General features: G+C 62.0%; 25 protein-coding genes. 7 read left to right on the top strand and 18 right to left on the bottom strand.

Annotated elements, in window-relative coordinates; genetic code table 11:
• Positions 1-13 precede the first annotated feature (13 nt).
• Genes BCY88_RS38145 through BCY88_RS38195 form a run of 11 tightly spaced genes read right to left on the bottom strand, consistent with a single transcriptional unit; the run spans position 14 to position 9,774 of the window.
• Positions 14-1,504: an aldehyde dehydrogenase gene (locus BCY88_RS38145; protein WP_120349232.1), complete on the bottom strand. Its 1,491-nt coding sequence runs from the start codon at positions 1,502-1,504 to the stop codon at positions 14-16.
• A 40-nt stretch (positions 1,505-1,544) separates the two neighbouring features.
• The gene (locus tag BCY88_RS38150; RefSeq protein WP_120349233.1) at positions 1,545-2,375 is read right to left on the bottom strand and encodes an aspartate dehydrogenase; all 831 of its coding nucleotides are present in this window, start codon (positions 2,373-2,375) and stop codon (positions 1,545-1,547) included.
• Positions 2,368-4,026 carry a thiamine pyrophosphate-binding protein gene (locus tag BCY88_RS38155; RefSeq protein ID WP_120349234.1) on the bottom strand — a complete coding sequence of 553 codons (1,659 nt, stop codon included), beginning with the start codon at positions 4,024-4,026 and terminating at the stop codon, positions 2,368-2,370. Before BCY88_RS38155 ends, BCY88_RS38150 begins: the two co-directional genes overlap by 8 nt.
• Positions 4,019-4,828 carry an SDR family oxidoreductase gene (locus tag BCY88_RS38160; protein WP_120349235.1) on the bottom strand — a complete coding sequence of 270 codons (810 nt, stop codon included), beginning with the start codon at positions 4,826-4,828 and terminating at the stop codon, positions 4,019-4,021. Before BCY88_RS38160 ends, BCY88_RS38155 begins: the two co-directional genes overlap by 8 nt.
• Positions 4,825-5,739, bottom strand: coding sequence for an IclR family transcriptional regulator (locus BCY88_RS38165; RefSeq protein ID WP_183081550.1), 915 nt, complete (start codon positions 5,737-5,739; stop codon positions 4,825-4,827). The genes BCY88_RS38160 and BCY88_RS38165 overlap by 4 nt, the downstream gene beginning before the upstream one ends.
• Positions 5,740-6,630, bottom strand: a complete 891-nt coding sequence (locus BCY88_RS38170) for an alpha/beta fold hydrolase (protein ID WP_120349236.1) — start codon at positions 6,628-6,630, stop codon at positions 5,740-5,742. It abuts the gene before it with no gap.
• Positions 6,631-6,676: 46 nt separating this feature from the next.
• Entirely contained in the window at positions 6,677-7,204 is a 528-nt protein-coding gene (locus BCY88_RS38175) for a cupin domain-containing protein (protein WP_120349237.1), read from the bottom strand.
• A 26-nt stretch (positions 7,205-7,230) separates the two neighbouring features.
• Positions 7,231-8,007 carry an SDR family oxidoreductase gene (locus BCY88_RS38180; RefSeq protein ID WP_120349277.1) on the bottom strand — a complete coding sequence of 259 codons (777 nt, stop codon included), beginning with the start codon at positions 8,005-8,007 and terminating at the stop codon, positions 7,231-7,233.
• Entirely contained in the window at positions 8,000-9,097 is a 1,098-nt protein-coding gene (locus tag BCY88_RS38185; RefSeq protein WP_120349238.1) for an aromatic ring-hydroxylating dioxygenase subunit alpha, read from the bottom strand. Before BCY88_RS38185 ends, BCY88_RS38180 begins: the two co-directional genes overlap by 8 nt.
• A gap of 49 nt (positions 9,098-9,146) precedes the next feature.
• On the bottom strand, positions 9,147-9,458 hold the full coding sequence (locus tag BCY88_RS38190; RefSeq protein ID WP_120349239.1) for a recombinase-like helix-turn-helix domain-containing protein: 312 nt from the start codon (positions 9,456-9,458) through the stop codon (positions 9,147-9,149).
• A 1-nt stretch (position 9,459) separates the two neighbouring features.
• A complete protein-coding gene (locus BCY88_RS38195) occupies positions 9,460-9,774 on the bottom strand; it encodes a non-heme iron oxygenase ferredoxin subunit (protein ID WP_020068683.1) in 315 nt (104 codons plus the stop codon).
• A 441-nt stretch (positions 9,775-10,215) separates the two neighbouring features.
• Between BCY88_RS38195 and BCY88_RS38200 the strand changes: the two genes are divergently transcribed.
• The gene (locus tag BCY88_RS38200; RefSeq protein ID WP_120349240.1) at positions 10,216-11,292 is read left to right on the top strand and encodes a porin; all 1,077 of its coding nucleotides are present in this window, start codon (positions 10,216-10,218) and stop codon (positions 11,290-11,292) included.
• A 2-nt stretch (positions 11,293-11,294) separates the two neighbouring features.
• On the opposite strand, the gene BCY88_RS38205 is transcribed toward BCY88_RS38200, so the two are convergent.
• Complete coding sequence (locus tag BCY88_RS38205; RefSeq protein WP_120349241.1) at positions 11,295-12,266, bottom strand: IclR family transcriptional regulator; 972 nt, start codon at positions 12,264-12,266, stop codon at positions 11,295-11,297.
• Positions 12,267-12,505: 239 nt separating this feature from the next.
• Here BCY88_RS38205 and BCY88_RS38210 point away from each other — a divergent pair, with 239 nt between their 5' ends.
• Positions 12,506-12,793 carry a hypothetical protein gene (locus BCY88_RS38210; protein WP_120349242.1) on the top strand — a complete coding sequence of 96 codons (288 nt, stop codon included), beginning with the start codon at positions 12,506-12,508 and terminating at the stop codon, positions 12,791-12,793.
• Between the two features lie 114 nt (positions 12,794-12,907).
• The gene (locus tag BCY88_RS38215; RefSeq protein WP_120349243.1) at positions 12,908-14,593 is read left to right on the top strand and encodes an acid phosphatase; all 1,686 of its coding nucleotides are present in this window, start codon (positions 12,908-12,910) and stop codon (positions 14,591-14,593) included.
• A 43-nt stretch (positions 14,594-14,636) separates the two neighbouring features.
• Here BCY88_RS38215 and BCY88_RS38220 read toward each other — a convergent pair whose 3' ends face one another.
• The gene (locus BCY88_RS38220; protein ID WP_120349244.1) at positions 14,637-15,311 is read right to left on the bottom strand and encodes a DUF4410 domain-containing protein; all 675 of its coding nucleotides are present in this window, start codon (positions 15,309-15,311) and stop codon (positions 14,637-14,639) included.
• A gap of 160 nt (positions 15,312-15,471) precedes the next feature.
• On the opposite strand from BCY88_RS38220, the gene BCY88_RS38225 reads away from it, so the two are divergent.
• The 3 genes from BCY88_RS38225 to BCY88_RS38235 all read left to right on the top strand — a co-directional run bounded on the left by BCY88_RS38225 (position 15,472) and on the right by BCY88_RS38235 (position 17,184).
• Entirely contained in the window at positions 15,472-15,831 is a 360-nt protein-coding gene (locus tag BCY88_RS38225) for a DUF3564 domain-containing protein (RefSeq protein ID WP_120349245.1), read from the top strand.
• A gap of 350 nt (positions 15,832-16,181) precedes the next feature.
• Complete coding sequence (locus BCY88_RS38230) at positions 16,182-16,931, top strand: DNA/RNA non-specific endonuclease (RefSeq protein ID WP_120349246.1); 750 nt, start codon at positions 16,182-16,184, stop codon at positions 16,929-16,931.
• Complete coding sequence (locus BCY88_RS38235) at positions 16,924-17,184, top strand: hypothetical protein (RefSeq protein ID WP_120349247.1); 261 nt, start codon at positions 16,924-16,926, stop codon at positions 17,182-17,184. Before BCY88_RS38230 ends, BCY88_RS38235 begins: the two co-directional genes overlap by 8 nt.
• A gap of 113 nt (positions 17,185-17,297) precedes the next feature.
• Here BCY88_RS38235 and argE read toward each other — a convergent pair whose 3' ends face one another.
• From argE to BCY88_RS38255, 4 genes are read right to left on the bottom strand one after another with little or no spacing between them, the layout of a single operon-like run.
• On the bottom strand, positions 17,298-18,461 hold the full coding sequence (argE, locus tag BCY88_RS38240) for an acetylornithine deacetylase (protein ID WP_120349248.1): 1,164 nt from the start codon (positions 18,459-18,461) through the stop codon (positions 17,298-17,300).
• Entirely contained in the window at positions 18,454-19,131 is a 678-nt protein-coding gene (locus tag BCY88_RS38245) for a DUF1028 domain-containing protein (RefSeq protein ID WP_120349249.1), read from the bottom strand. The genes argE and BCY88_RS38245 overlap by 8 nt, the downstream gene beginning before the upstream one ends.
• A gap of 10 nt (positions 19,132-19,141) precedes the next feature.
• On the bottom strand, positions 19,142-19,579 hold the full coding sequence (locus BCY88_RS38250; RefSeq protein ID WP_183081551.1) for a RidA family protein: 438 nt from the start codon (positions 19,577-19,579) through the stop codon (positions 19,142-19,144).
• Positions 19,580-19,592: 13 nt separating this feature from the next.
• Positions 19,593-20,909, bottom strand: coding sequence for a flavin-containing monooxygenase (locus BCY88_RS38255; RefSeq protein WP_120349251.1), 1,317 nt, complete (start codon positions 20,907-20,909; stop codon positions 19,593-19,595).
• A 180-nt stretch (positions 20,910-21,089) separates the two neighbouring features.
• Here BCY88_RS38255 and BCY88_RS38260 point away from each other — a divergent pair, with 180 nt between their 5' ends.
• Entirely contained in the window at positions 21,090-22,016 is a 927-nt protein-coding gene (locus BCY88_RS38260) for a LysR family transcriptional regulator (protein ID WP_120349252.1), read from the top strand.
• A 65-nt stretch (positions 22,017-22,081) separates the two neighbouring features.
• Here BCY88_RS38260 and BCY88_RS38265 read toward each other — a convergent pair whose 3' ends face one another.
• Complete coding sequence (locus BCY88_RS38265) at positions 22,082-23,671, bottom strand: DUF3138 family protein (protein WP_120344984.1); 1,590 nt, start codon at positions 23,669-23,671, stop codon at positions 22,082-22,084.
• Between the last annotated feature and the right edge of the window lie 27 nt (positions 23,672-23,698).

The following is a 23,698-nucleotide window of genomic DNA, read 5'->3' on the forward strand; positions in this document are numbered from 1 at the left end:
GCCTCTTGCGTATTTAGTTCGCCCACGCCAGCGGCGCGTCGTTCAAGCCCCAGTAGAGGCTCTTCTGCTGCATGTATTCGCGGATGCCGAGACGGCCCTTCTCGCGTCCCATGCCGCTCTCCTTCCAGCCGCTGAACGGCGTCGAGATCGAGAACAGCTTGTAGGTATTGATCCAGATGGTGCCGGCCTCAAGCGCGCGCGCGATCCGGTAGGCGCGTTTGTAATCGCGCGTCCAGATGCCGGCGGCGAGACCAAACACGCTGTTGTTAGCTTCCTTCAGCAGCGCGGCTTCGTCGTCGAACGGCATGGCAACCAGCACCGGGCCGAAGATTTCTTCCTGGCAGATGCGGGCGTCGTTCGTGAGGCCTTCGAGGATCGTCGGCTGAAAATAAGTGCCCTGTTCGCGGCCATCGCCCACCGGACGCTCGCCGCCGCACAGCAGACGGCCGCCCTCTTCCAGACCCAATGCGACGTAACGTTCGACCGTCTCGCGATGCGCCGCGGTAATCAGCGGACCCATCTGCGTCTCGACACGCGACGGATCGCCGACGCGCAGCTTGCGGGCGCCTTCCGCGAGGCGTTTCATGAAGGCGTCGTAGATCGAGCGCTGCACGAAGAGGCGCGAGCCCGCGATGCACGCTTCACCCGACGAACTGAAAATGCCGTACAGCACGCCGTTCACTGCGTGGTCGAGATCGGCGTCGTCGAACACGATGGTCGGCGACTTGCCGCCCAGCTCGAGCGAGACCGGCATCAGCTTGTCCGCGGCGATGCGCGCGATACCACGGCCTACTTCGGTGCCGCCCGTGAACGACACTTTCTTGACCAACGGATGGCGAACCAGCACATCGCCGATCACCGAGCCCTTACCTGGCACCACACTGATCACACCCTTCGGCACGCCGGCTTCTTCGCAGATGCGAGCCAATGCCAGCGACACCAGCGGCGTGACCTCAGCGGGTTTCAATACCACCGCGTTGCCGCCTGCCAGCGCCGGAGCCAGTTTCTGCGCGTCCGAGGCAATCGGCGAATTCCACGGCGTAATCGCCGCGATCACACCAATCGGCTCGTAGATGCTCATCGTCAGATAGTCGCCACGCGAAGGCGTGACGTCTTCGTCGAGCGTTTCGAGGCACGCCGCGAAATAGCGGAACGTGTTGGCCGCGCTCGCCACCAGCACGCGCGTTTCGCCGATCGGCTTGCCGTTGTCGCGGCGCTGCAATTGCGCGAGCGCTTCGTGACGCGCCATGATCAGATCGGCGATGCGATACAGAATCAGCGCGCGTTGATGCGGCTTCAGACCCGACCAGTCCGCGCGGCGCCAGGCGATATCCGCGGCTTCCACGGCTTCGCGAGCGTCGTCGGCATTGGCCGTCGAGATTTCCATGTTGACCGACTGATCCGCCGGATACAGGCTTTTGTACGGGTTGCCACGCCCTTGCCGCCATTCGCCGCCGATGAAAATATCGCCGGTGGGCACGAGGCTGGTATCGAAGTGAGTCATGTCGGTCGTTCCGGTTTGCTTCAGCTAATCAGCTAATGTCTTAAATCACGCAACGGGCCGCGCGATTGCGGAGCGCCCGAATCGCGCTGAACGCGGTCAATGCGGACGTCTTGGGGTTGTCCGGCAGCGGCTTGCCGCACATTTCGAGCGACATCTCGCCGAATGCGCCACGCGCCACGATGCGGTGCACGTTGCGCGTCGTGTTCGGGTCGGCGATCAGGCGGACCGTGGTGTGATCCAGACCCAGGCCGGCCAGCGCGATCGTCGCGGCGACGTTGGCGTTTTTCGGGTACAGGCGCGCTGCTTCACGCGCGCTGCCTTCGAAAATCACGGTCTCCTCGCTCAACGCGTGCAGATTGCAGACCTGCTCCGCGGGCGTGCCGAGCCAGCCAGTAGGCGGCTTGCGCCCCGTGTACAGCACTTCGTCGAGGCCACCCAGCTTGGCGGCGGACAACGCATCCACGCCGCCAATCGCGCCCGACAGCAGCGTCAACGTCGCGTCGCCTTCATCGGCCGCAGCGGCAAGCGCGTCCAGCAACATCATGTCGGACAGCGCGCCAATCGAGGCGACCGCGCAATCCGTACCGGCTTTCAGCAGGGGCACCACGTGATCGACCAGCGCGCTGTGCCCCGCGCATTCCAGCGCGAAATGCGGATGGCTGTTCAACGCGGACACCGACGAGACCACGTCGACCGCGGCACCCACCACTTCACGCACCGACGCCATATGGCGCTCCGGCACGATCACGTGCGACACGCGCACCGTCGGGTCGGACTCGACCGAGCGATACACGGCCTGGCCAATCGCGCCGAAACCAATCATCGCGACATCGACGGGTGCGTGATGCCCTGCGTAGCCAGTCTCATGCATGTTCCGGCTCCTTTTCCTTGACCGGCGGCCCCGCGAACGCGGTGGCGAAAGAGCCGACCGACAGCATGTCCACTTCGACCAGCACGGGGCCCGTCTTCGCCATGCCTTCGCGGATGATCTCCTCGGCCTGGTCGAGCGATTTGATGCGGTAATGCGTGAGCTTCAGGCTTTCGCAGAACTGCGCGAAATCCGGCTGGTGCAGATCGACGTAGCAGCGGCGGCCACCGTATTGCGCGTCCTGAATGTTGCGGATCACGCCGTAGCACTGGTCGTTCATCAGCACGATCATCACGTTGGCGTTTTCCTGCACGGCCGTCGCGAGTTCGCCGACGTTCACCATCAGGCCGCCGTCGCCGACCAGACACACGGTCTTCGCGGCATTGCCTGCGAGCGCTGCACCGATACCCATCTGCATGCCCTGGCCAATGCCGCCGCCGAGCGCATGAACCCCTGCGCGCGGCGAGAAAATCTTCAGCATGCGGTTACCCCACGTGCTGTTCGAGATCGTGACGTCACGCACCCAGTTGTAGTCGCGGCCCACGGCCTGTTGCAGCGCGTCGACGAGGCGCTTGTACGGGCCGAGGCCTTTGCCTACATCCGCGACGGCGCTTTCGCGTGCAGCAGCCAGGTCTTGCGCGAAAGTCGGATCGATCTTCAGACGACCTTCGAGCAACGTCGCGAGTTCTTCGAGAACCGCCGACGCGTCACCGTGGATGAACATGTCGTTGCGATAACCGCGGTTGTCGGCGAGCGCGTCCGCATCGATGCGATACAACGGTTGCGGCAACGCCAGCTTATATTTCAGCGTTTCATTGCCACGCAGACGCGAACCGACCACCACCAGCGCGTCGCACGTCTTGTAAAAGCTTTCGACAGCGGCATGCACGTTGAACGCACCAAGCGTCGCCGGATGATCTTCCGGCAGCACGCCACGGCCTTGCACGCTGGTCACCACACCAAAGCCCAACGCCACGAGACGCTCCACCGCTGCCTGCGCATGACGTGTACCGCCGCCGAGCCACAACAGCGGGCGCTTCGCATTCGCCAGTTGATCCGCGAGTTGTGCGACACGCGTACTGGAATGGGTGAGCCTGGTGACGTGCGGCGCGGCCAGATCCGCGGGCCATTCGATTTCGGCCGCCTGAATGTCGATCGGGATTTCAACGCTGACCGGGCCGCTCGGCGCGGTTTGCGCGACGCGCACGGCTTCGCGGATCGTCGGCAGCGCGGTCTCGACCGAACGCACGCGGAATGCCGCCTTCGAAATCGACTGCAGCATCGACAATTGATCGGGTGCTTCGTGGATGTACGCGAGGTCCTTGTCGAGATATTCCGTTTCAATCTGACCGGTAATGTGCAGAAGCGCCGTGCCCGCCGTCAGTGCTTCGACCATCGCACCCGCCGCATTACCGGCTGCGGTGCCCGTGCTGGTGAACGCAACACCGAGGCCACCGGAAACACGCGCGAGACCGTCGGCCATATTCACCGCGCCGGCTTCGCCGCGCGCGCCGACGTAGCGAATCTTGCCGCGATTGTGGATCGCGTCGAGGATCGGCATGTTGTGGATCGAGATCACGCCGAATGCGGTTTGAACGCCGCATTGCTCGAGAAAAGCGGCGATCAGTTCGCCAACGGTGGTTGTGTTAGACATGTCGTGCAACGCCTCCAGAAACATCGATGTGACTGCCCGTCGTATAGGACGACAGCGTCGTAGCCAGATAAAAGAGCGCTTGTGCGGCTTCTTCGGGGCGACCGAAGCGGCCTAGCGGAATGTTTTTCTTGCGCGCGAGTTCCGCGGTCCAATCTTCCCAGCTCTGACCTGGCTGCGCTTCTTTCGCGTAACGGCGGCGCCATTGACCCGATTCGACGATGCCGATCAGAATCGAATTCACGCGGATACGCTGCGGCGCGAGTTCAACCGCGAGCGATTTGATGAGACTCAGCACGCCGGCGCGCGCCGACGAAGTCGCCACCATGTGCGGCTCGGGTTGCAATGCCAGCAGAGAGTTCACGCAGACCACGGCGGCGTTTTCTCCCGACCCGGCGGCCTCGCGCAGCATCGGCAGAAATGCGCGAGTGGGGCGGATCACGCTGAAGTACTTCAGGTCGAGTTCTTCGCGCCAGGCTTCGTCGGTGGTGTCGGCGAAAGTCGACACGCGCCCCTGGCCGGCGTTGTTCACCAGCATGTCGGTGCGGCCAAAGCGCGTTTGCACCGCCTGCGCGAAGGCACTCACTTCGTCCGCGCTCAGTACGTCGCAGGTTTGTGCCAACAGCTGCGCCTGAGGGAACTGTGCCTTCAAAGCGGCTTCCGCTTGAGCGAGACGCTCGCTGTCGCGTCCGCAGATCGCGACCGAAGCGCCCGCGCGCAAAAACAGTTCGGCGGTTGCAAGGCCGATGCCGGACGAGCCGCCCGTCACCACCGCAACCTGTCCGGTCAAGTCGAATTGAATCATTTGAGCCCCAGTGCTTTCATGTATTTCGTGCCCGCGTTCGGGCCGCCCTTCGGCCGGTAATTGAGCCGCTGCGAAAGTTCGTCTGCCGCGCGGCGCACCTTGTCGATCAGGCCGCTGTCGAGCAGCGAGGCATCGATCTCGTGGCGCGGAATCGTCGTCGTAATCACCGCGACGATGCGACCCGTGTCATTGCGAACCGGCGCGCTCACCACTGAAATGCCGCGTTCGAACGACGACTCGCTGATCGCGTAGCCGCGTTTGGCGTCGTCGCGAATCCGTTCGTACAGGTCGTCGATCGTGGCGGGCGTTTGCTTCGTGAAGCGTTCCAGTTCCGGTTCGGGATAGAGTTTCTTCAACTCGTCGAGCGTCATGTCGCCCATCAGCACCTGGCCGTGCGTCGTCGCGTAGGCCGGCAGCCGCGTGCCGACATTCACCTTCACCGAGCTGAAAATCGGCGCATGGCTTTGCGCTTTGGCGACGAACACCACGTCGCGTCCGTCGCGAATCACGATGTGGCTCGTGAGGCCAGTGTCGTTGCGCAGTGCTTCGATGATCGGCAAACCGAGATCGGTCAATTCGAGCGAGCTCAGATACTCGAACCCGAGCCGCAGCACCGCGACGCCGAGGCGATAGTTGCGGTCCTTATCGGCGCGCTCGAGAAAACCGAGGGATTCGAGCGTTTGCAGCAGGCGGAACACCGTCGTGCGGGGAATCTTCAGGCGCTTGGATAATTCCGGTGCACCGAGAACCGGCTCGCGCGGCGAGAACTCCGTCAGAATCTTCAAACCGCGTTCGAGACCCGGCACGCGATAGCTGATATCGCTGTTCGTGTCTGCGTCGTTGCGGTCGCTGCGATCGCTGTAGTCCGCATCGCGCTCGGCGTTAATTGTGGCGGGCGTGTCGGGCGTCATTCATTGGCTCCGTTGTCCGTCGATTGCGCGGCAGAACGTGTCGATGATCGCGGTATACGCGGCGGGTGCTTCGATATAGCCTGCGTGGCCGGTGCACGGCACGATTTGCAGTTTGGTGCCGGCGGCCAGAGCGAGTCGCTCGCAGGCTTCGGGGGGCGTAATGGTGTCCTCGGCACCGACCGCGACGTTGACGCGACCTGTGTAGCGTGCAAGGTCACTGGCGAGATCGGCGTTCGCGAGCAGATGCGTCGCTTGCGCGTAGCCGTGCGGGATCACGCGCGACATATTCCAGCGCACCCACGCGCGCGCTTCGTCGCTCGCGTTCGCCGACACCATATTGGCGCTGCGTTTTTCCGCGAGACCTTGCGGACCGAGTTCTTTAATCATGGCGAGGCGCTGGTCACGTTTAGTCTCGCGCACTTGCGCCGGCGAAGCACCATATCCGCCTGCCGGCGACAACAACAGCAAGCCCGCCACGCTCTGAGGATTCGTCACGGCAAACGCGCCGGCAATGATTGCACCAAGCGAATGGCCCACCAGCACACAGCGCTCAATGCCAAGCGCGTCGAGCCATTCCTTCAATACCGTTGCGTAACCGCTTGCAACGGGCGAATCGGCTTCTACGGGTGTCGATGCGCCATATCCCGGCGCATCCCACGCCAGCACACGGCGCGTCTCACCCAGCACGTCAAGCTGCTGCACCCACGAAGCCGCGCCCGAACCAATACCGTGAAGCAGCACCAAAGGCAGCGCTGTGCTTTCGACGCTATTCGCGTCGCGATAGCTCAGCGCACGTTGCGATGCCAGCCAGATCTGCTGCGCGGGAAAGCGGGCAAGGCGCGCTTCGAGCGTAGCGTTCTGATCTGCGGTGACGGACGGGACTGCGGACATGATTTCCTTCGCGGGTGATTTCAAAACAACGCCAGTGCTTAAAGGCTTAACGCTTGAGCTTGGCCAAAGGCGAATCCGGCGGATACGTCGGCGTGATCGGCTTGGCAGCGCCGAGCATCACGCACATCAACGCGTCTTCTTCGCCGATGTTCACTTCCGTGCGGTACACGCCTGGCGGCACTGAAATCAGATCCCGCTCGCCCAGCACGGCTTCCCACGTTTCGCCGTCCTTCTCGCAGATCACTTTCATCTTGCCGCGCAGCACGAAGAAAATTTCTTCGACATCCATATGAATATGACTCGGGCCAATGTTGCCGGCCGGGATCACCATCGTCGAAAACGTGAAGCCGCCTGCGGGCACCGTGTTCATATCCTTCGCGACGCCCGTGCCGCCCGTGCCGACATAGCGCATTTGCGCGCGGCGATATTTCGGGTCGTAGTCGGCCTGGAACTTCAGCGCATCCCAGTCATAACGGCGCGTTTCGAGGCGCGCCACGCGGCCGTCCAGCCATTGTGCAAAGCTCGCGTCCGCGGGTTGTTCCCACGATTTGCGTTCGAGTTCGGCATCCGCCATCTCTTTCTCCTTTCGATTCGACAAGATCAATTCATCACGAAGCCGCCGTTGACCGGCAGCAGCTGGCCAGTCACGAAGCGCGCGGCATCGGACAACAGGAACAGCACGGGCCCGGTGACGTCATTGGGCACTTGTGCGCGCGTCAACGCGCGGCCTTGCAGGTAATACTGGTGACGCTCCGCCGGCACGTAGGCGGTGGCTTCGACTTCGGTGAGACCCGGGGCGATCGCATTGACAGTCACGCCATGGGCCCCGAATTCGCGCGCCAGCGAGCGGGTCATCGAAATCACAGCGCCCTTGCTCGCGACATACGCGAGCAGCTTCGGAGCGCCCCACATCGCCGTGTCGGAAGCGATATTGACGATGCTGCCGCGGCCCGAGTCGCGCAGATGCGGCAACGCGGCGGTGCTCATCAACCACGTGCCGCGCACGTTGACGTTCATCACGGCGTCCCACGTATCGACCGACAACTCGTCGGCGAACTTGCCGCCGGAGTTGGTGATCGCCGCGTTATTGATCAGTGCGTCGAGACCGCCGAGTTGCGCCACGGCCTCATCGGCGAATTGCCGGATGCTGGCGGGATCGGCGAGATCGAGCGGCAGATACGTGACCGCATGGCCCTGCTCGACCAGCGACGCCGCAAGCGCACGGCCTTCGTCGTGCAGCACGTCGCCGAACACGACCTGCGCCCCGGCTTGCACCAGCGAGCGAACAAATGCCGCGCCGAGACCGCGCGCGCCGCCGGTCACGAGGACACGCCGGCCGTGGAGTGCGGGCAATGCCGGTGCCGCTTCGTTATGCATGGCTGTGACCTGCTGCGTCGGTTTGCGCGGCACCGGCCTGAGCAACCGCAGCGTGATGCGCTTCCAGATCGGCGAAGTGTTGCTGCGCGCGCTGCCGGAACATGCGCCGCACACGCGTCATGCCGACATCGTGCTGATAGAGGAATTCGTGCTCGCGTGCATTCGGCGCCATGCTTTCGAGAACATAGCGATCCTGTTCCAGCACGGCCCAGTGCAGCCCTTCCAGGCGATTGCGATACATGAAGCGCCACGCATCGCGCTGCCAGCCGGACACCTTGCGCGTGCGCCAGAAGTAAACCTGGCAGTTGTTTTCGTCGATCGGCGTAGCAAAGCCGATGATCCCGAAGTTGCCGCCCGGCCCGAACTTCTTCTTGTAGGGAATCGCGAGACGCATCCACAGCGCGCCGGTTTCGCCGAGTTCGACCCAGTCGAAGTTCACGTCGCGCTGGCCGACCTTTTCGAACATCAGACCCGTTTCCGTCTTGCGCACGCGCATGTCGGCCTGCTTGTCGCCTTCGGCCATCGAGTGCGAAGTCGCGTGCAGGTAAGCGCCGTGCATCGGGTCCATCACGTTGTCGATCGCGTACTGGTAATTGCACTTCCAGTTCGACATGCACAGGAAGTTCGCGTATTCCTCGCCGACCAGTTCTTCCGGCAGCACCAGCGGAGTGGGTTCTTTGTGCGCATCGTCGCCGAACCACAGAAAGATCGCACCGGCATGCTCTTCGACCGGATACGACTTCACGCACTTCTGGCCTTCCAGCGGGCAGTTCGAGACGGCCGGGACTTTCGTGACCGTGCCGCCGCCGTCGATTTCAATGCCGTGATACCAGCACGCCACGCTGCCGCCGAGGTTCCAGCCGAGCGACAGACGCGCGCCGCGGTGCGGGCAGCGGTCTTCGAGCGCGCGGACTTTGCCTTCCTTGTCGCGCCACAGCACGATCTGGTCGCCGAGGCGCGTGATACCGACGGGCGCATCGCCCACCTGCCAGCTCGGCGCGACGGGATACCAGTAATTGCGCAGGCCACGGTTCAGATAGGACTGGATCGGGTCGGCCGCGCCTTGAGTCGTTGTATTGGGGGACGTCATAAAGAGACTCCGGAGACGAAAGCGGTGAGACGTATTCGGAAAAGCGCGCTTATTCAGCGAGCAGACGGAATTCGGCGGCGAGACGCTCGGCATCCCACGTGTTGCCTTCCGGGGTGCGGAAACCCACGCGGTTCAAACCGTCGACAACTTCCTGCAACTCGTTCGCGCCGGCTTCGAACACCTTTTCGAGCGCATCGCCGAAGTCGTTTTCGTATTGGGTCGGCTCGGCCTTGCGCGTTTGCCAGATGAAGTTTTCCGTCTCGCCCGGCTTTTCGATCACACCCTTGCCTGCGACGTTGTTCGGCTGCGGCGCGAGCCACGGTTTCAGGAAGGGATTGAAGTTCACGGTTTGCTCTCGCATGTCATTCCACCTTGATCTGGATTTCTTCACCGGCCAGACGTACCGAATACATCTTCAGATCGCGGCCACCGGGCTCTTTCAGGCATTTGCCGGTCGGGATGTGGAACACGGCTTCGTGTAGCGGGCACTCGACGGTGTCGCCGTCGACAAAACCCTGCGTCAGCAATGCGTACGCATGAGGGCAGACGTTTTCCAGCGCGTACAGCGCATCGCCCACCTTGTAGATGCCGATTTCCGTGCCGTCGAGTTTGAACTCGAGCGGCGCGTCTTCGGACAGGTCGCCGGCATGGCCGGCGCAGCGCCATTGTTCAGTCATTTCTCGCCTTCTCCTGAAGCCTTATGTTCCATACAAGGAACATCAGTTCGTGTATGGATAATTATAGGAGCGGCTTCGGCTCGAGAAAATAAAAATCTGGACTGGTAGGGGAAAACACCGACTGTCGTGTTCGCAACACAGCTTTGCGTGAACCGGCACAGAGGGTTATGTCAGCTCAAGAGCCTTTCTGGGTATGGGTTTGCCCATTATTTTCAGACAAATTCCAAGGCGCTCATGCGGGTTTGTACGGGGTCCGAAAATTTATTTTGACCACTTCCAGACTCACTATACTTTTCCATAGGCGATACAAACGCCCATAGGTGGAACACAAAGCGGCGCAGTTTTGGCGCATAAACCCGAAGCTGCATTCAACCCAAAGCAAAGGATCAGGGACGACGAAATCGGCGCGAGCTATCCGTCGTGTGATCAGGAGAACCAACGGTGAAGCACATCATTGCGGCGGCCGGCTTGACGGCAATCTGCGCAACGACTGGCGCATGGGCACAAAGCAGTGTGACGCTATACGGCAGCCTGGATGCCGGTATCGCGTATATCAGCAATGCAGGCGGCAGTTCGAAGTGGATCGAGGAGCAAGGCAACATGCAGCCGGACCGCTGGGGCCTGAAGGGCGTGGAAGATCTGGGTGGCGGTCTGAAAACAGTTTTCCAGTTGGAGAACGGCTTCTATACGAACACGGGAGCATTCGCCAAAGCGGGCACGCTGTTCAATCGCCAGGCTTATGTGGGACTGAGTTCGGATCAGGTCGGCACCGTGACGTTGGGTCATCAAACGCCATTCAGCTTCGACATACTGGACCCGTTTAGCACGGCGTATCTGGCCGCGAGCTGGTATGCGTTTCACCCGGGCAACATCGACGAACTCGCCGACACCGGCGTGGTGCCGTTCGACAACTCAGTGAAGTTTCGCTCCGCGAGTTTCGCCGGTTTCTCGGTCGGCGCGATGATGGGTCTCGGCAACACGACCAACTTCTCCACCGGCAAGACACTGAGCTTTGCACTTAGTTATGCGAACGGCCCGTTCAAGGCCGGCGCGACCTACGCGAACGAGCATGACCGTACGCCCTCGATCGTGACGACGGGCATCACCAGCTTCCAGGGCGTCGCCTCGGCGAACTACACGGCGGACAAAGTCGAGAATATGGGCGCGGGCGCGTCATACCAGTTCGGCAAGCTGCTGGTACATGGTTTGTACACGCGCGTGAAACTGGAATCGTCCGGTCATTCGGATACGTATCAGAGCTACGACGTGGGTGCCAACTACCAGTTCACGCCGTTCAACACCGTCGCAGGCGGCGCGGCGACGACGACAATGGCGGGCCATCGCTGGACGCAGTTCGAGATCGGCGATATCTACTCGCTGTCGAAGTCGACGCAGTTGTATGTGAATGCGCTATATGAGCGTGCGGGCTCGAATACAGACGCCGCGTTTTTCACGGCGGGGGTGTCGAGCGGCCGGAACCAGACGATCTTCCTGACGGGTATCCACCACTCGTTCTGATATCAGTTCGCCGCAATCAGCTTGCGACGCGCTTGAGCCGCGGTCGGATCGTCCGGCCGCGGTCGATAGCTGAGACGCTCGGACAATTCGAGCGCCGCCTGGCACACCGCGACGATGAGCGGGTCGCGTTCTTCCGCTTCGCCGATATCGGAGCGCGGAATGGTGACCGTCAGCGCGGCCGTGATCTTGCCGCTTTGATCGCGCACCGGCGCACTCACAACCGAAATGCCTCGCTCAAAAGATGCTTCACTCAGCGCGTAGCCCAGCGCGGCGCTTTCGCGGACTCGTCCGTACAGTTCCTCAACGGTTGCGGGCGTGCGTTCGGTGAACCGTTCGAGTTGGGCCTCGGGATACAGTTGGCGCAATTCTTCGAAGCTCAAATCGCCCATCAGCACCTGGCCGTGAACGGTTGCATGCGCGGGCAGACGCGTCCCGACATGCACCTTCACCGAACTGAACATCGGCTCATGGGTTTGCGCCTTGGCGACGAACACCACGTCGCGCTGGTCGCGGATCAGCAGATGTGTGCTGAGGCCGGTCGCGTCGCGCAAACGTTCGAGAATCGGCGTGCCGACGTCGGTGAGCTCGAGCGAACTCAGGTATTCGAAACCCAGCCGCAGCACCGCGACGCTCAGGCGGAAATAGCGGTCGCCGTTCACACGCTCGAGAAAGCCTAAAGCTTCAAGCGTTTGCAGCAGACGAAATGTGGTGGTGCGCGGAATACCGATGCGTTTCGACAATTCGGGCGCGCCCAGAATCGGCTCGCGCGCGCTGAATTCGGCGAGGATGCGCAGGCCGCGCTCAAGTCCTGGCACGAGATAGGTTGATCCGCCAGCGCTCTCTTCATCAGTGGATTCGGTTGAATCGGCGTCTTGTGCGTGAGACAACGCCGCTTCGTCCTGCGAAGCCGGGACGGTCGCGCCACGTGCCTTCGCTTGCTTGCGTCCCGCTCCTGTCTGCTCTTCTTTTGCCATCTTGGCTGCCGTTTCTGCTGTTCATCGGGTACAGATCAACATGATAGCGCGAAGCACGCGGCGCTCATGCATCAAGATCAGTCACCAAGACGTGCGGCCAACGGTACGCGGGAGGCGTGGCGATCCGTGCTTCCAGGTCACCGCCATCGCGTTGCACGGTGCTATCCTGTGCAACGGTCCATCGCGCGAGCGCTCACTGCCGCGCGCTGGTTCCCGCCAGCTGTCCGGAGGCCCCGCCCATGTTCGATTCCGTTCAGATCCAGGTTGCCGACTCACATCTTTATCCAGGTTGCGCCGTGCATACCGCGCACCTGCCCGAGCCGGCCCGCATGGCCGCGGCCATCGTCGAATTCGCGGACGGCTCCGGCGCGCACGCCACGTGCCATAGGCGGACGTTCGACGAACTCGAATTGACCGTTGACGGTTACGCTACGCGCAGGCGTCATCCCGTGGACGCCAAGCATTGGCTTCTGTTCGCGGTCGATTCGACGCACGACAGCTGGCGTGTGAAGCGACGCTTACCTTAGCTGCACCAGGGCCTTCCGGCCGCCTCGCATTTGAACCCCGTGCCGCGCGCACGCCGCCCCGAGCGGCAGCTATCCGGCTGTGTGCGCCCATCACGCTAACCTCGGAACTTACCGATGACAGACAACGACTCCACCCTGCCGCCGAACCCCGACAACGCCCCCGACGATCCCGAACGCCGCCGTGTCTTGACCGGGCTCGCGGCGGTCGGGATCGGACTCGCACTGACCGGCTGCACGACCGAGCAAAATTCTGCGGGTGGCACGGCGCCGCGCAGCGCGGCGGACTTACGGCTCGACGCCGCGCTACGCGACCAGGTCAAGCAGATCGTGGTGATCTACGCCGAGAACCGCAGCTTCGCGAACCTGTACGGCAACTTTCCCGGCATCCAGCATCCGCTCGATGCGGTGAGCGCCGAGCGTTATCTGCAACTCGATCGTGACGGCAAGACGCCGCTGCCGCGCCTGCCGGCAATCTGGGGCGGCCTCGTGCCGCAAGCGCAGGAGGTGGACGGCAAGCGCTACATGATCGGTCAGAAGGATATCGGCAACCTGCGCAACGGTCCGTTCCATATCACCGACGCACAAGGCGCGCCGTTGCCCACGGGTGTGATTACCCGCGATCTGGTGCATCGTTTCTATCAGAACCAGATGCAGATCAACGCCGGGCGCAACAATCAGTTCGCCGCCTGGGGCGACTCCGGCGGCCTGGTGATGGGGCACTACCGCAACTCCGCCGACACGCTGCGTCTGTGGAATCTCGCGCAGCAGTACACGCTGTGCGACAACTTCTTCATGGCGGCCTTCGGCGGTTCGTGGATGAACCACATCTTTCTGATCTCGGCGCAGCCGCCGTTCTACCCCGACATCCACAACAGTCCGGCGAAGAAAATGGTCTCGGTGGTCGACGGCGACGATCCGACCGGCACGCGCCTCAAGCTGGCGCCCGACTCACCCGCATCCGCACTCGACGGTCCGCCGAAATTCGTCAACGACGGCGCGTTTACCGCCGACGGCTACGCCGTCAACACGATGGCGCCGCCATATCAGCCGAGCAGCGTGCGTCCGGCCGAAGGCGGCAATCCCGCCTTCGCCGACCCGTCGAATCCACGCGTGATGCCGCCGCAAAACTACGCGACGATCGGCGACCGTCTGACGGACAAGGGCGTCGACTGGGCCTGGTACAGCGGTGCGTGGCAATACGCGCTGGAGCATCAGGACACGGGCGCGGTGCCTGACTTCCAGTACCACCATCAGCCGTTCAACTACTTCACCAATTACGCGCCGGGCACGGCCGCACGGCGCAAATATCTGCGCGACGCGGGCCTTGGCGATGACGCCTCCACCAACCGTCTGATTGCCGATATCGATGCGGGGCGGCTGCCGGCGGTCACGTTCTACAAACCGCAAGGCGACCTGAACATGCATGCGGGGTATGCGGACGTCGCATCGGGGGATCGTCACATCGCGGCAATCATCGAGCATATTCAGCGCGGCCCGCAGTGGGCGAATACGGTCGTGGTCGTCACAGTCGATGAAAACGGCGGCTGGTGGGATCCGGTCTCGCCGCCCAAGGGCGACCGTTGGGGGCCGGGGTCGCGGATTCCCGCGTTGGTGATTTCACCGTTGGCAAAGAAAGGCTACGTCGATCATACGGTGTACGACACCAATTCGATTCTTCGCCTGATCAGCCGCGTGCATGGGCTCGCGCCGCTCGATGGGGTGGTCGCGCGAGATCGGGCATTCGCGCAGAATGGTCTGGCGCCACTGGGCGATTTGACCGGTACGCTCAATCTGGCCTGAGGTGCTTTTACCTATCGCGAAGGGGTGGGCAGCAGTGCGTCAATCACTGCACCACCCCGTGCAGTTTCGCGATCACCGAATCCGAGATCTGTTGCGCGGTCTTCCTGATCGTTTTTTTCTCATCGCCGCCTGCCATCACGAATTTGGCCGCGATCACGTAGGGATTGAGTTTGATCACCGCGCCAGGTTTGTCCTTGCTGTCGGCCTCCTGGACAGCCTGATAGAGCGGCGGCAAATCGACCGCTCCGAGGCTGTCGCACGACACCGCGACCTGAATATCGTTCTGGCCCGCACCAAAACCGACCATTGCGCGTCTTAGACGATTACCGTCGTCGACACTCAGAAACACGCCTCGCACTTGCCAGCCCGCAGCGGGTGACGGCTGACCGGGCGCTATGCGGCGTGCGTCGACACCGCCTTTTTTCAGATCCGCCGTGAGCGCGTCCGCCATCTCGTTCACGATATCTTTGGCGTGGTCCTCCGGATTCCTGTCTTTGCCGAGCGGCCCCGGGCCGCCCGGCAGCAGGCCACGCAGACGGCGCACGCGTTGCCCCGGTCCGCTGTCGGGTGTCACGTTGGCCACGTCGAGTTCGAAGTCCGACACATAGACGATCGGCGCCGGCGCCGCGAAGGGAGCGCTATCCGCTGCGGCGGTGAATGTCGATACCGCGCCCAGACAGCCCGCCACCACCGAGAGTTGCAGAAATCGACGCAGCATGGCGCGCCTCCGCGAATGTCTTTTTGACGCGGCTATCGTACAACCACCTGCAATGCGCGTCCGTTTTTTCGTGTCTGATCGTCGTACCTTTTGCCTTGCATAACGCGCGCTGCGGCATAGACTGTTAGGGCATCACTTCGCACTTTGTACGGAACCCGCCATGCGACTGACCATCCTCATCAACGGTTCCGATCCCACCGTCAGCCACGACTACGCTGTGCTATGGCTCGACACCGATGAACATCGGTGGTCAAGGGAAGCACATCAAGGGATCGATCTGCCCCCCTGGGGTGAATTACACGACGACAATGGCGTGACCACCCTGTGTGCACCGAGCACGGATGCACCGTTGTGCACGCTGCGCGGATTACACGTGGATCGCAAGCAACATGTGAGCGCGGCACAAGGCGCCGCGGCCTGGACGGCCTTGCCCACGCGCGCGCCGACCAGCGGTTTCTGGCGCCTGCAAGCCGTCGATCGCCAGAACGTGCATGCCGAACACAGCGTGTTCGGTAATTAAGTTCGAGCGCTCTTTTTCGTCGGTCGAAATTTTTACTCGCACACATCGCACCGCGGTGCGTGGGTAGCTTTGTGCGCGGGTTCGATCTTCAATCGCAGGCCATTTTTCCGCATCGCACGCGCTTAAGTCCGTCTTAAGTTTGCGTGCGTAGAGTCGGAACTCCACGCATTAGGGTCGCTGCAAGGCGGCCCGTTTTTTTTGGTGCACAGCTTTCGTCGGGGCTTCGCGCCGTGTGCTGCTGCGGCTCGCCCAAAGCAGCGTGTTCCCCACCTGCTCATCTTCATTCCACGTCGCTCGACGAGGGTTCGCGACGCTATACTTGCGCCCCCGATCCTTCGCCTGACTCACCCATGAAGAAGTGGTTTGCCTGTCTGTTGTTCGCCGTTGCCGCCCACGCGAGCGCGGCACCTTCCTGCACCCAGTTCACCCCGAATGCGCAATGGCCGGTTCTGACCAATCAGAAGATGGCACCAAAAACGCGCATGCTGTGCTACAGCGATTTCGCGGTGCTGCATTCGGGTATCACGCATGGTCCGCTGTGGTCCGCCGAGCATCTGACGCGCGACCATATCGAGGCCGCCAGGGACATGGTCCGCACCAACAAATTCTTCGAAGACGCGCGTTTGCCCGATGGCGAAGGCGCAACGCTCGCGGACTACAAGCGCAGCGGCTTCGACCGCGGGCATATGAGCCCGGCGGGCAATCGCTGGAATCAGGAAGCGATGGCACAATCGTTTTCGCTGGCCAACGTCGTGCCGCAGAACCGCGAGAACAATCAGCGCCTGTGGGCGCGGATCGAAACCTCGGTGCGCAAGATCGCAACGTCGTATGACGATACGTATGTCGTCACTGGGCCGATTTTCAGCGGCCAGCAATTGCAGACCATCGGACCCACGCGCGTCTTCGTGCCGACGCAATTGTTCAAGGTGGTCTACGTGCCGTCCCGCAAAATGGCGTTCGCGGTAGTGGTGGACAACGTCTCGACCAACCGTTACGACATCAGGACGATTCACGAACTCGAGGCGGCCTCGGGCATCCGTTTTCCGGGCATTCCGGAGAATCTCAAAGATCAGCGAGCGGGAGGACTGAAAGGTGTTTAAACCCTATTCGAACGATGACGACGTGCTCAACATTCAGGGCGACGCGCTCACCGTCAGCAACGGCACCACGCGCGTGGTGCTGAACGGAACGCTGGAACTCACGCGGGACCAGCGCGGACTGAAGGCGGCGCTGGCCTTGAAAGAAGCAATCGATGCGGTAGTGGCCGCGTTGCAGGCGCAGACCAGTTTGCCGGCAAAAGTAAAGGACGAACCGGATGCAAAACCGGGCGTCGTGCAGAATCCGTTTCAATAGCACGCTCATGATGCATGGCGAACGTGAGAAGCGTCAGGATTCCGACGACGCGTCGCACCCATGCTATGCGGCGGCGAACGCGCACCCGGTTCATGGTGGACCTCGTCTGAGTATCAGGAAGGGTTCTCCAGATATTCGGCCAGGCGGGTCCACATGGCATCACAGTGAGTCAACTGCTCAAGGGTGACGAATTCGTCCGGCTTGTGCCCTTGATCCATGCTACCCGGGCCGCAGACCACGGTGGGAATGCCCACCTGATCGAACAGTCCCCCCTCTGTGCCGAAAGCGACTGTACCGAAGTCGCTGGAACCGCTCAGCAATGCCACCAGGCGCGCCGCTTCGCTGTCAGGCGCCGTAGCCAATCCCGGGTAGGCACTCAGCGGCTGCAGGCGAATACCTGTATCGGGCTGCACCGCATGCATGTTCGGCAACAACTCGGTCTCGGCGTAATTCCGCAACTCATCCGCCACGTTGTGGGCATGGAAACCCGGTAAGGCGCGCACCTCGAAATCGAACTCGCACTCAGCCGGCACGATGTTCAACGCACGACCGCCCTTGATCAAGCCGGTCTGCACGGTCGAGAACGGCGGATCAAAACGCTGATCGTGATGCTCAGGCTGTGCCAGCCGCGCGCCGATCTCTCCGAGCCGGCCAATCAGGCGCGCCGCATATTCAATGGCGTTGACCCCATAAGGCGCGTAGGCCGAGTGGCAGGCCGCCCCATGCACCTGGCAGCGCATCGCCAGCTTGCCCTTGTGGCCCAGCACCGGTTTCAACTCAGTGGGCTCGCCAATCAGGCACAGGCGCGGCTTGTGCGGGCGCTTTTCCAATTCCGCCAGCATCGGCCGCACGCCCAGACACCCCACCTCCTCGTCATAGGAGAAGGCAAGGTGTACCGGCAGCTTCAGCGTATGCCCCAGAAAAACCGGTACGGCCGCCAGCACCGAGGCGATGAAGCCCTTCATGTCGGCTGTGCCGCGACCGTATAAGCGCCCGTCTCTTTCGGTGAGACGGAACGGCTCCACCGTCCAGGCCTGCCCGTCCACCGGCACCACGTCTGTATGGCCGGACAGGACAACTCCACCGCGCTCGCGTGGGCCGATAGTGGCGAACAGGTTGGCCTTGGTGCGCTCCGCATTGTAGAAAAGCTCGCTCTCCACGCCGAGCTCCGCCAGGTAATGCCGGATGAACGCGATCAATTCCAGGTTGGAGTCCCGGCTGACTGTCGCGAACCCGACCAGCCGTTCAAGCAGGTCACGGCTGGACATTTCATGCATCGCCCGGCACCCCGTAGCTGGGCGCCGCGGTCGGATTTAACGCCCGAGCCAGGTAGTCCTGCATCTGCGGCCGATAAGCTTGCCAGAGCGCATCCAGTTGACCGATGGGGTCCACATCCGCCCAATCGACTCTCAAATCGACAATCGGCCAGCTCACGTCCCCTACTATCTCGAGCGCCGCTGAGTGCACCGGCCCTGCTTCACCGCCGGCCGCCATCGCGGCATGCATGGCCGCGAGCAAGCGGTCGGCAAGCATGCCCGGCGCAGTCTCGAACGCTCGCACCATCGCCTCGATGACCGCTACTCCGGCCAATAGATTGCCGGCGGCTACGCATTGCTCGCCTGTCACAGCGTTATGCAAGCCCAGCGCTTCTTCACCGCTGAAGAACGCGGTTCGCCCCAGGCTATCGATCACCGTCACCTGCCGATACTGACTCCAGCCGTTGGCGCCGAGCGCGCCGTCGAGCGCCGCGGCGGGTTCTATCTGCCGGTTTTCGAGGAGATCGAGAATCTGCGGACCGAGCGCAGGCAAGGTGACATTCTGGGTCGCCACCGCACCGACACCCGCGCGCACCCAGGGGCATCGAGCACCCACCGCGATGCTGGAAGAGCTGATGGCGATCCCAAGCTGCCCGGTTTCCCGGCAACGTCCCACGATAGAGAATGTCATGTCCTGCTCCTTAGGCCTGATCGGGCTTCCAGCCATCCGGAATCACGGCGATCACATCGATTTCCATCAGCCACTGCGGCTGGCCCAGGGCGCTCACCACCAGGCCGGTAGAAATAGGGAACACACCCTTAAGCCACTTGCCGACCTCCTGGTACACCGGCTCGCGATAGCGAGGGTCGATCAGGTAGGTCGTTGTCTTGACGATATGAGACATGTCACTGCCGGCCTCTTCCAGCAGTTGCTTGACGTTCTGCATCGCCTGCCTCGCCTGGGCGCCCGGATCGCCGAGTCCTACCAGGCGGCCCTCGAAATCCGTGCCCACCTGACCGCGCACATAGACAGTGTTGCCGGCACGTACGGCCTGACAGAGATCGTTGTCCAGTGTCTGGTTCGGGTAGGTGTCCCTGGTATTGAACATGCGAATACGCGTGTGCGTAGGTTGGCTCATCAATCCACCTCCATTACTCGGAAAAAGAAACTGCCTTGCAGATTTCGTGGCCGTCTTCCGCCTGGCGTTCCGAGGCGTCACGGTAGGAAAGGTATTGGCGCTGGATGACGATATGGTCGGCAATATGCCTCGCGTCGTGCCAAACACCCCAGATGAAAGCGGAACCACGGCGCGACAGCCACGGCAGCCCCAGAAAATAGACGCCCGGTTCGGTCGAAACGCCACGCTGATGCCGCGGCTTGCCGTTCGCGTCGAATGCGTTGACCTGCAGCCAGCTGTAATCGACCGCATAGCCCGTTGCCCAAACGATCGCGGTCACGCCGGCCTCGGCCAGATCGAGTTCAGGAATGGGATGGGTCACGCATTCCGGATCCGGCAGCGTGTTGCGGGCCTCAGGTTCTTCCGGAAGGTCGAGACCATTGCGGGCAACATAGGCATCGGCTGCATTCAGCAGCGACAGATAGTTCTCATCGCCGCGCGCAAGGTTGTCGGCGAGATCCGATTCGAAGCTCACGACGCCGTCACGGAACGATTTCGTCAGGCCAACCAGCGTCACACCCTGATTGGCAAGGCGCCGGAAGTCGACCGTATGGCCGCCACGCGCACCGCTGACTGCTATGGTGACGTGTTCCTTGCCAGGCCTCATGACCTCCGCATCCCATTCGCCCAGCACGCCCAGCCACCAGCAGAAGTCGCGGTTACGGTAGCTGCGCGGCGGACGATCGTGCGGCCCAACCGAGAGGTACACCTTCTTGCCTGCGCGCTGCAGTTCATCCGCGATCTGCACCCCCGACGATCCGGCGCCGACCACCAGAACCCCACCCTTCGGTAATTGATCAGGATTACGATATTCAGCGGAATGAATCTGTGTGAGTTTCGTTGCACCTTCGGGCACGATCGGCGGGATAACCGGGCGCTGAAAAGGTCCCGTTGTAACCACCACGCGGCGGGTCTCGATCACGCCGTCGGTTGTTTCAACGGTGAAGCCGGGCCGGCCACCATTGCGCACCACCTTGGTCACTTCCACACCCGTGCGGATGGGTGCATTGAACTTCCTGGCGTAGGCTTCGAAGTAATCCGCAACCCGATCTTTCGAGGCAAAGGCGTCGGGGTCCAGATCGTCGAACTCCATTCCCGGAAAACGGTCGTGCCAGGCCGGACCATTGGCAACCAGCGAATCCCATCGTCCCGTACGCCACCGCTCAGCGATACGATCGCGCTCCAGAACGAGGTGAGGCACCCCGAGTTTGCTCAGGTGTTCACTGATGGCCACGCCAGCCTGCCCGGCGCCAACAACAAGCGTATCGATTAACGCTCTTTCAACTGTCATGGTTACCTCCTTCCAGGATCTACCGATGAAAGAAATCTACGCGGAATCACGTCATCTGAAAAACACATTTAAAAAATGCAAGGCATCTGTTTTAGCTATGCAAAAAGCGGGATAATCAGCCTGGAGACAAGCGTTGTGTTCAGCGCTTACAGAATGGTTTTTTCTCAGGGGAACAGTTCAATGGAAAGCCCGCTGCTTCGGTATTCGCTGCGCCAGTTGCGATACTTTGTTGTGACGGCAGAAGCGCTGTCGTTCACCGGTGCGTCGAAAGTCCTGCACATTTCGCAGCCCTCGATTTCCACGGCGATTGCCGAACTGGAGGAATCATTTGGGGTGCAACTGTTCATCCGTCATCACGCCTCCGGACTTTCCCTGACCCAGGCGGGGCGCGAGATGCTCGGCAAGACACGCGACCTGCTAAAGAATGCGGAGGAACTGCAGGTTGCCGCACGCGGAATGGACACTGGCATATCGGGCGGCATTGCGCTCGGCTGCCTGGTCTCGCTGGCCCCGCCGTTGCTGCCGGGCCTCATCAGCCGCTTTGTCGCCCAACATACCGGCGTGGTATTCCAGACGCTGGAGGCGCACCAGGAGGATTTGTTCACGAGACTGCACGACGGCTCGCTCGACCTCGCGCTGACCTACAGCATCGATCTGACCGACGACATCGAATTCCTGCCGATGCTGACGTTGCCGCCGTACGTCATCCTGCCGAGAAATCATCATCTGGCTCAGCATCGCTCGATCGCGCTCGCGAATCTCGTGGGGGAGCCCTACGTGATGCTGGACCTGCCCCACAGCCGCGAATACTTTGCGGCGTTGTTCGACGCGGTAGGCGAGCGGCCGGTCCCGGCGTTCAAGTCCGCCCAACCCGAAGTGGTGCGCGGCATGGTGGCGAACGGCCTCGGATACAGCATCCTGAACTTTCCGCTCAAATCGACCCATACCGTGGACGGCGAGGATTTCGTCGTCAAGCGGTTCAAGGACGACGTGGCGGCGGCCACGCTGGGCATCGCGCAGTCGCGCAACATGAAGCCGAGACAGGTGGTGCGGCGCTTCGCATCCTTCTGTGAAACGCAGATAAAGAAGCAGCACACGAAGCGCTGAACGCTTGCGCCGAAGCCCGATGACCCTGTCGGCGGACATCGGGTATCCGGCTTCGGCACCGGGCGTTAGAACGAGTAGATGAACTGCGTCGCGAGGATGTCGTTGGACTTGCCGTACGAACCGTCGTTCTTCAGGAACACCTGTTTGTTGGCCCAGTCGTGACGATATTCCACCTTCACAGTAATCTGCTGGGTCGGATAGAACAGCAGGTCGAGCGCCGCATCCTGGTGGATCGCACCCTTGCACTCGAAGCCAACGCCGCCGCCAGCCTTCGAATTGGCGAGGCAATCCGCGCCAATACCGAAGCCGTCCGCCGTGTCCATGCCGTTCGAGTTCAACGCAATGCCGCCACCGCCGCCGCCGTTCTTGCTGTCCACCAGCACGTCATAGCGGGCCGTCACACCCATGCGGCCCACCACCGGCAGCGAGAACTTGCGGTGCGCGAGCAGCGAGAGGCCGTACCACTGCGCCTGGCCGCCGTTGAACGCGGCATTCTGCTGCTGACCGTAGTCGACTTCGGCGTTGTACTGAACGTCAGCCTGCGTGTAAGCCAGATCCGCTTCGCCGAAGAAGAACGTGCCATACGGGTTCGGCGCGTTGCCGCCTACGCCGTACAGAACCGGGATCGGGTTGCCGTTCTTGTCGGTCGGTGACGAGGCAGACAGCGTCTGACGGCCGATGTTGAACGATCCGCCAATATCCAGCGCGCTCGACCACGTGTAGTCGACGCGGGCCGTGAACGTCGGGATCTTGTTGCTGCTGGTGATCGGGTCGCCAAACGCGTTGGTGCCGGTCTGCACCACCGAGCCATAGGTACGGTACTGCTCGTTGCCCAGCATGAACTTCCATGCCCAGTTGCTGCCGTCACCCGTGTAGTTCACGCCGACGCCGACATAGCTGCCCGGATCGGAGAAGTCATACAGCAGGTTGTGCGTGAGCGTGAGCATCTGGTTCGACTGCTGCACTTCATAGCCGCCGAAGCTCGGCATCAAACCGGCTACGAAAGTCGTGGTGGCCGTCACAGGCACGGTCACGACTGCCGTATTCAGAATGTTGTTGCCGATGTTGCCGTGCTCGTTCTGCAGCAGCGTGATGCCGTTGCCACGGTTCGGCATCAGGGTGATTTCGGCCGACGGCGCCATCGGGCCGACACCGAAGGTCTTCTTGATGTCGAGGTACAGATCGCCGAACGTGCTGTTGAAGTAGTTGTAGCTGCTTTCGTGGTTGGCGAACAGGAACGACGAGCTGCTTGCCGCGCGGTTGAACAGGTAGGTCGGATCGATGTAACCCGTCACCGAAAGACCGGCGATCGGACCGGTATTCTGCGCGTCCACCAGCGAATCGACCTTCAGCTGCTGGTTGGCGATCTGCTGCTTCATCGAATCGACCTGATCGTTGGTCAGCGTCGCCTGAGACTTGCCGTAGTCCGGCGAGGAGATGTCGACCGGCGCCGCGACCACCGCCGGGGCAGGGGCCGCTGTCGTCGCTGCCGCCGCTTTAGGTTTGCTCGCCACTTCGGAGCGCAACTGCTTCACCTCTTTTTGCAGCGCGTTGAGCTGGGCCTGGAGCGCCTTGATCTGGTCGCTGGTGGCGTCTGCCATGGCCATGCCAGGCAAACTCCCCGCCACCAACAGACAGATGAGCTTCTTTCTCATGCAAATTCTCCTTATTGGTCGTATTGC

The sequence above is a fragment of the Paraburkholderia fungorum genome (assembly GCF_003610895.1).
In the GTDB taxonomy this organism is placed as follows: domain Bacteria; phylum Pseudomonadota; class Gammaproteobacteria; order Burkholderiales; family Burkholderiaceae; genus Paraburkholderia; species Paraburkholderia fungorum_B.

Excerpts from the sequence above, each read along its gene's own strand:
- BCY88_RS38145 (WP_120349232.1), bottom strand. The coding sequence starts at position 1,504 with ATGACTCACTTCGATACCAGCCTCGTGCCCACCGGCGATATTTTCATC.
- BCY88_RS38150 (WP_120349233.1), bottom strand. The coding sequence starts at position 2,375 with ATGCATGAGACTGGCTACGCAGGGCATCACGCACCCGTCGATGTCGCG.
- BCY88_RS38155 (WP_120349234.1), bottom strand. The coding sequence starts at position 4,026 with ATGTCTAACACAACCACCGTTGGCGAACTGATCGCCGCTTTTCTCGAG.
- BCY88_RS38160 (WP_120349235.1), bottom strand. The coding sequence starts at position 4,828 with ATGATTCAATTCGACTTGACCGGACAGGTTGCGGTGGTGACGGGCGGC.
- BCY88_RS38165 (WP_183081550.1), bottom strand. The coding sequence starts at position 5,739 with ATGACGCCCGACACGCCCGCCACAATTAACGCCGAGCGCGATGCGGAC.
- BCY88_RS38170 (WP_120349236.1), bottom strand. The coding sequence starts at position 6,630 with ATGTCCGCAGTCCCGTCCGTCACCGCAGATCAGAACGCTACGCTCGAA.
- BCY88_RS38175 (WP_120349237.1), bottom strand. The coding sequence starts at position 7,204 with ATGGCGGATGCCGAACTCGAACGCAAATCGTGGGAACAACCCGCGGAC.
- BCY88_RS38180 (WP_120349277.1), bottom strand. The coding sequence starts at position 8,007 with ATGCATAACGAAGCGGCACCGGCATTGCCCGCACTCCACGGCCGGCGT.
- BCY88_RS38185 (WP_120349238.1), bottom strand. The coding sequence starts at position 9,097 with ATGACGTCCCCCAATACAACGACTCAAGGCGCGGCCGACCCGATCCAG.
- BCY88_RS38190 (WP_120349239.1), bottom strand. The coding sequence starts at position 9,458 with ATGCGAGAGCAAACCGTGAACTTCAATCCCTTCCTGAAACCGTGGCTC.
- BCY88_RS38195 (WP_020068683.1), bottom strand. The coding sequence starts at position 9,774 with ATGACTGAACAATGGCGCTGCGCCGGCCATGCCGGCGACCTGTCCGAA.
- BCY88_RS38205 (WP_120349241.1), bottom strand. The coding sequence starts at position 12,266 with ATGGCAAAAGAAGAGCAGACAGGAGCGGGACGCAAGCAAGCGAAGGCA.
- BCY88_RS38210 (WP_120349242.1), top strand. The coding sequence starts at position 12,506 with ATGTTCGATTCCGTTCAGATCCAGGTTGCCGACTCACATCTTTATCCA.
- BCY88_RS38215 (WP_120349243.1), top strand. The coding sequence starts at position 12,908 with ATGACAGACAACGACTCCACCCTGCCGCCGAACCCCGACAACGCCCCC.
- BCY88_RS38220 (WP_120349244.1), bottom strand. The coding sequence starts at position 15,311 with ATGCTGCGTCGATTTCTGCAACTCTCGGTGGTGGCGGGCTGTCTGGGC.
- BCY88_RS38225 (WP_120349245.1), top strand. The coding sequence starts at position 15,472 with ATGCGACTGACCATCCTCATCAACGGTTCCGATCCCACCGTCAGCCAC.
- BCY88_RS38230 (WP_120349246.1), top strand. The coding sequence starts at position 16,182 with ATGAAGAAGTGGTTTGCCTGTCTGTTGTTCGCCGTTGCCGCCCACGCG.
- argE (WP_120349248.1), bottom strand. The coding sequence starts at position 18,461 with ATGCATGAAATGTCCAGCCGTGACCTGCTTGAACGGCTGGTCGGGTTC.
- BCY88_RS38245 (WP_120349249.1), bottom strand. The coding sequence starts at position 19,131 with ATGACATTCTCTATCGTGGGACGTTGCCGGGAAACCGGGCAGCTTGGG.
- BCY88_RS38250 (WP_183081551.1), bottom strand. The coding sequence starts at position 19,579 with ATGAGCCAACCTACGCACACGCGTATTCGCATGTTCAATACCAGGGAC.
- BCY88_RS38255 (WP_120349251.1), bottom strand. The coding sequence starts at position 20,909 with ATGACAGTTGAAAGAGCGTTAATCGATACGCTTGTTGTTGGCGCCGGG.
- BCY88_RS38260 (WP_120349252.1), top strand. The coding sequence starts at position 21,090 with ATGGAAAGCCCGCTGCTTCGGTATTCGCTGCGCCAGTTGCGATACTTT.
- BCY88_RS38265 (WP_120344984.1), bottom strand. The coding sequence starts at position 23,671 with ATGAGAAAGAAGCTCATCTGTCTGTTGGTGGCGGGGAGTTTGCCTGGC.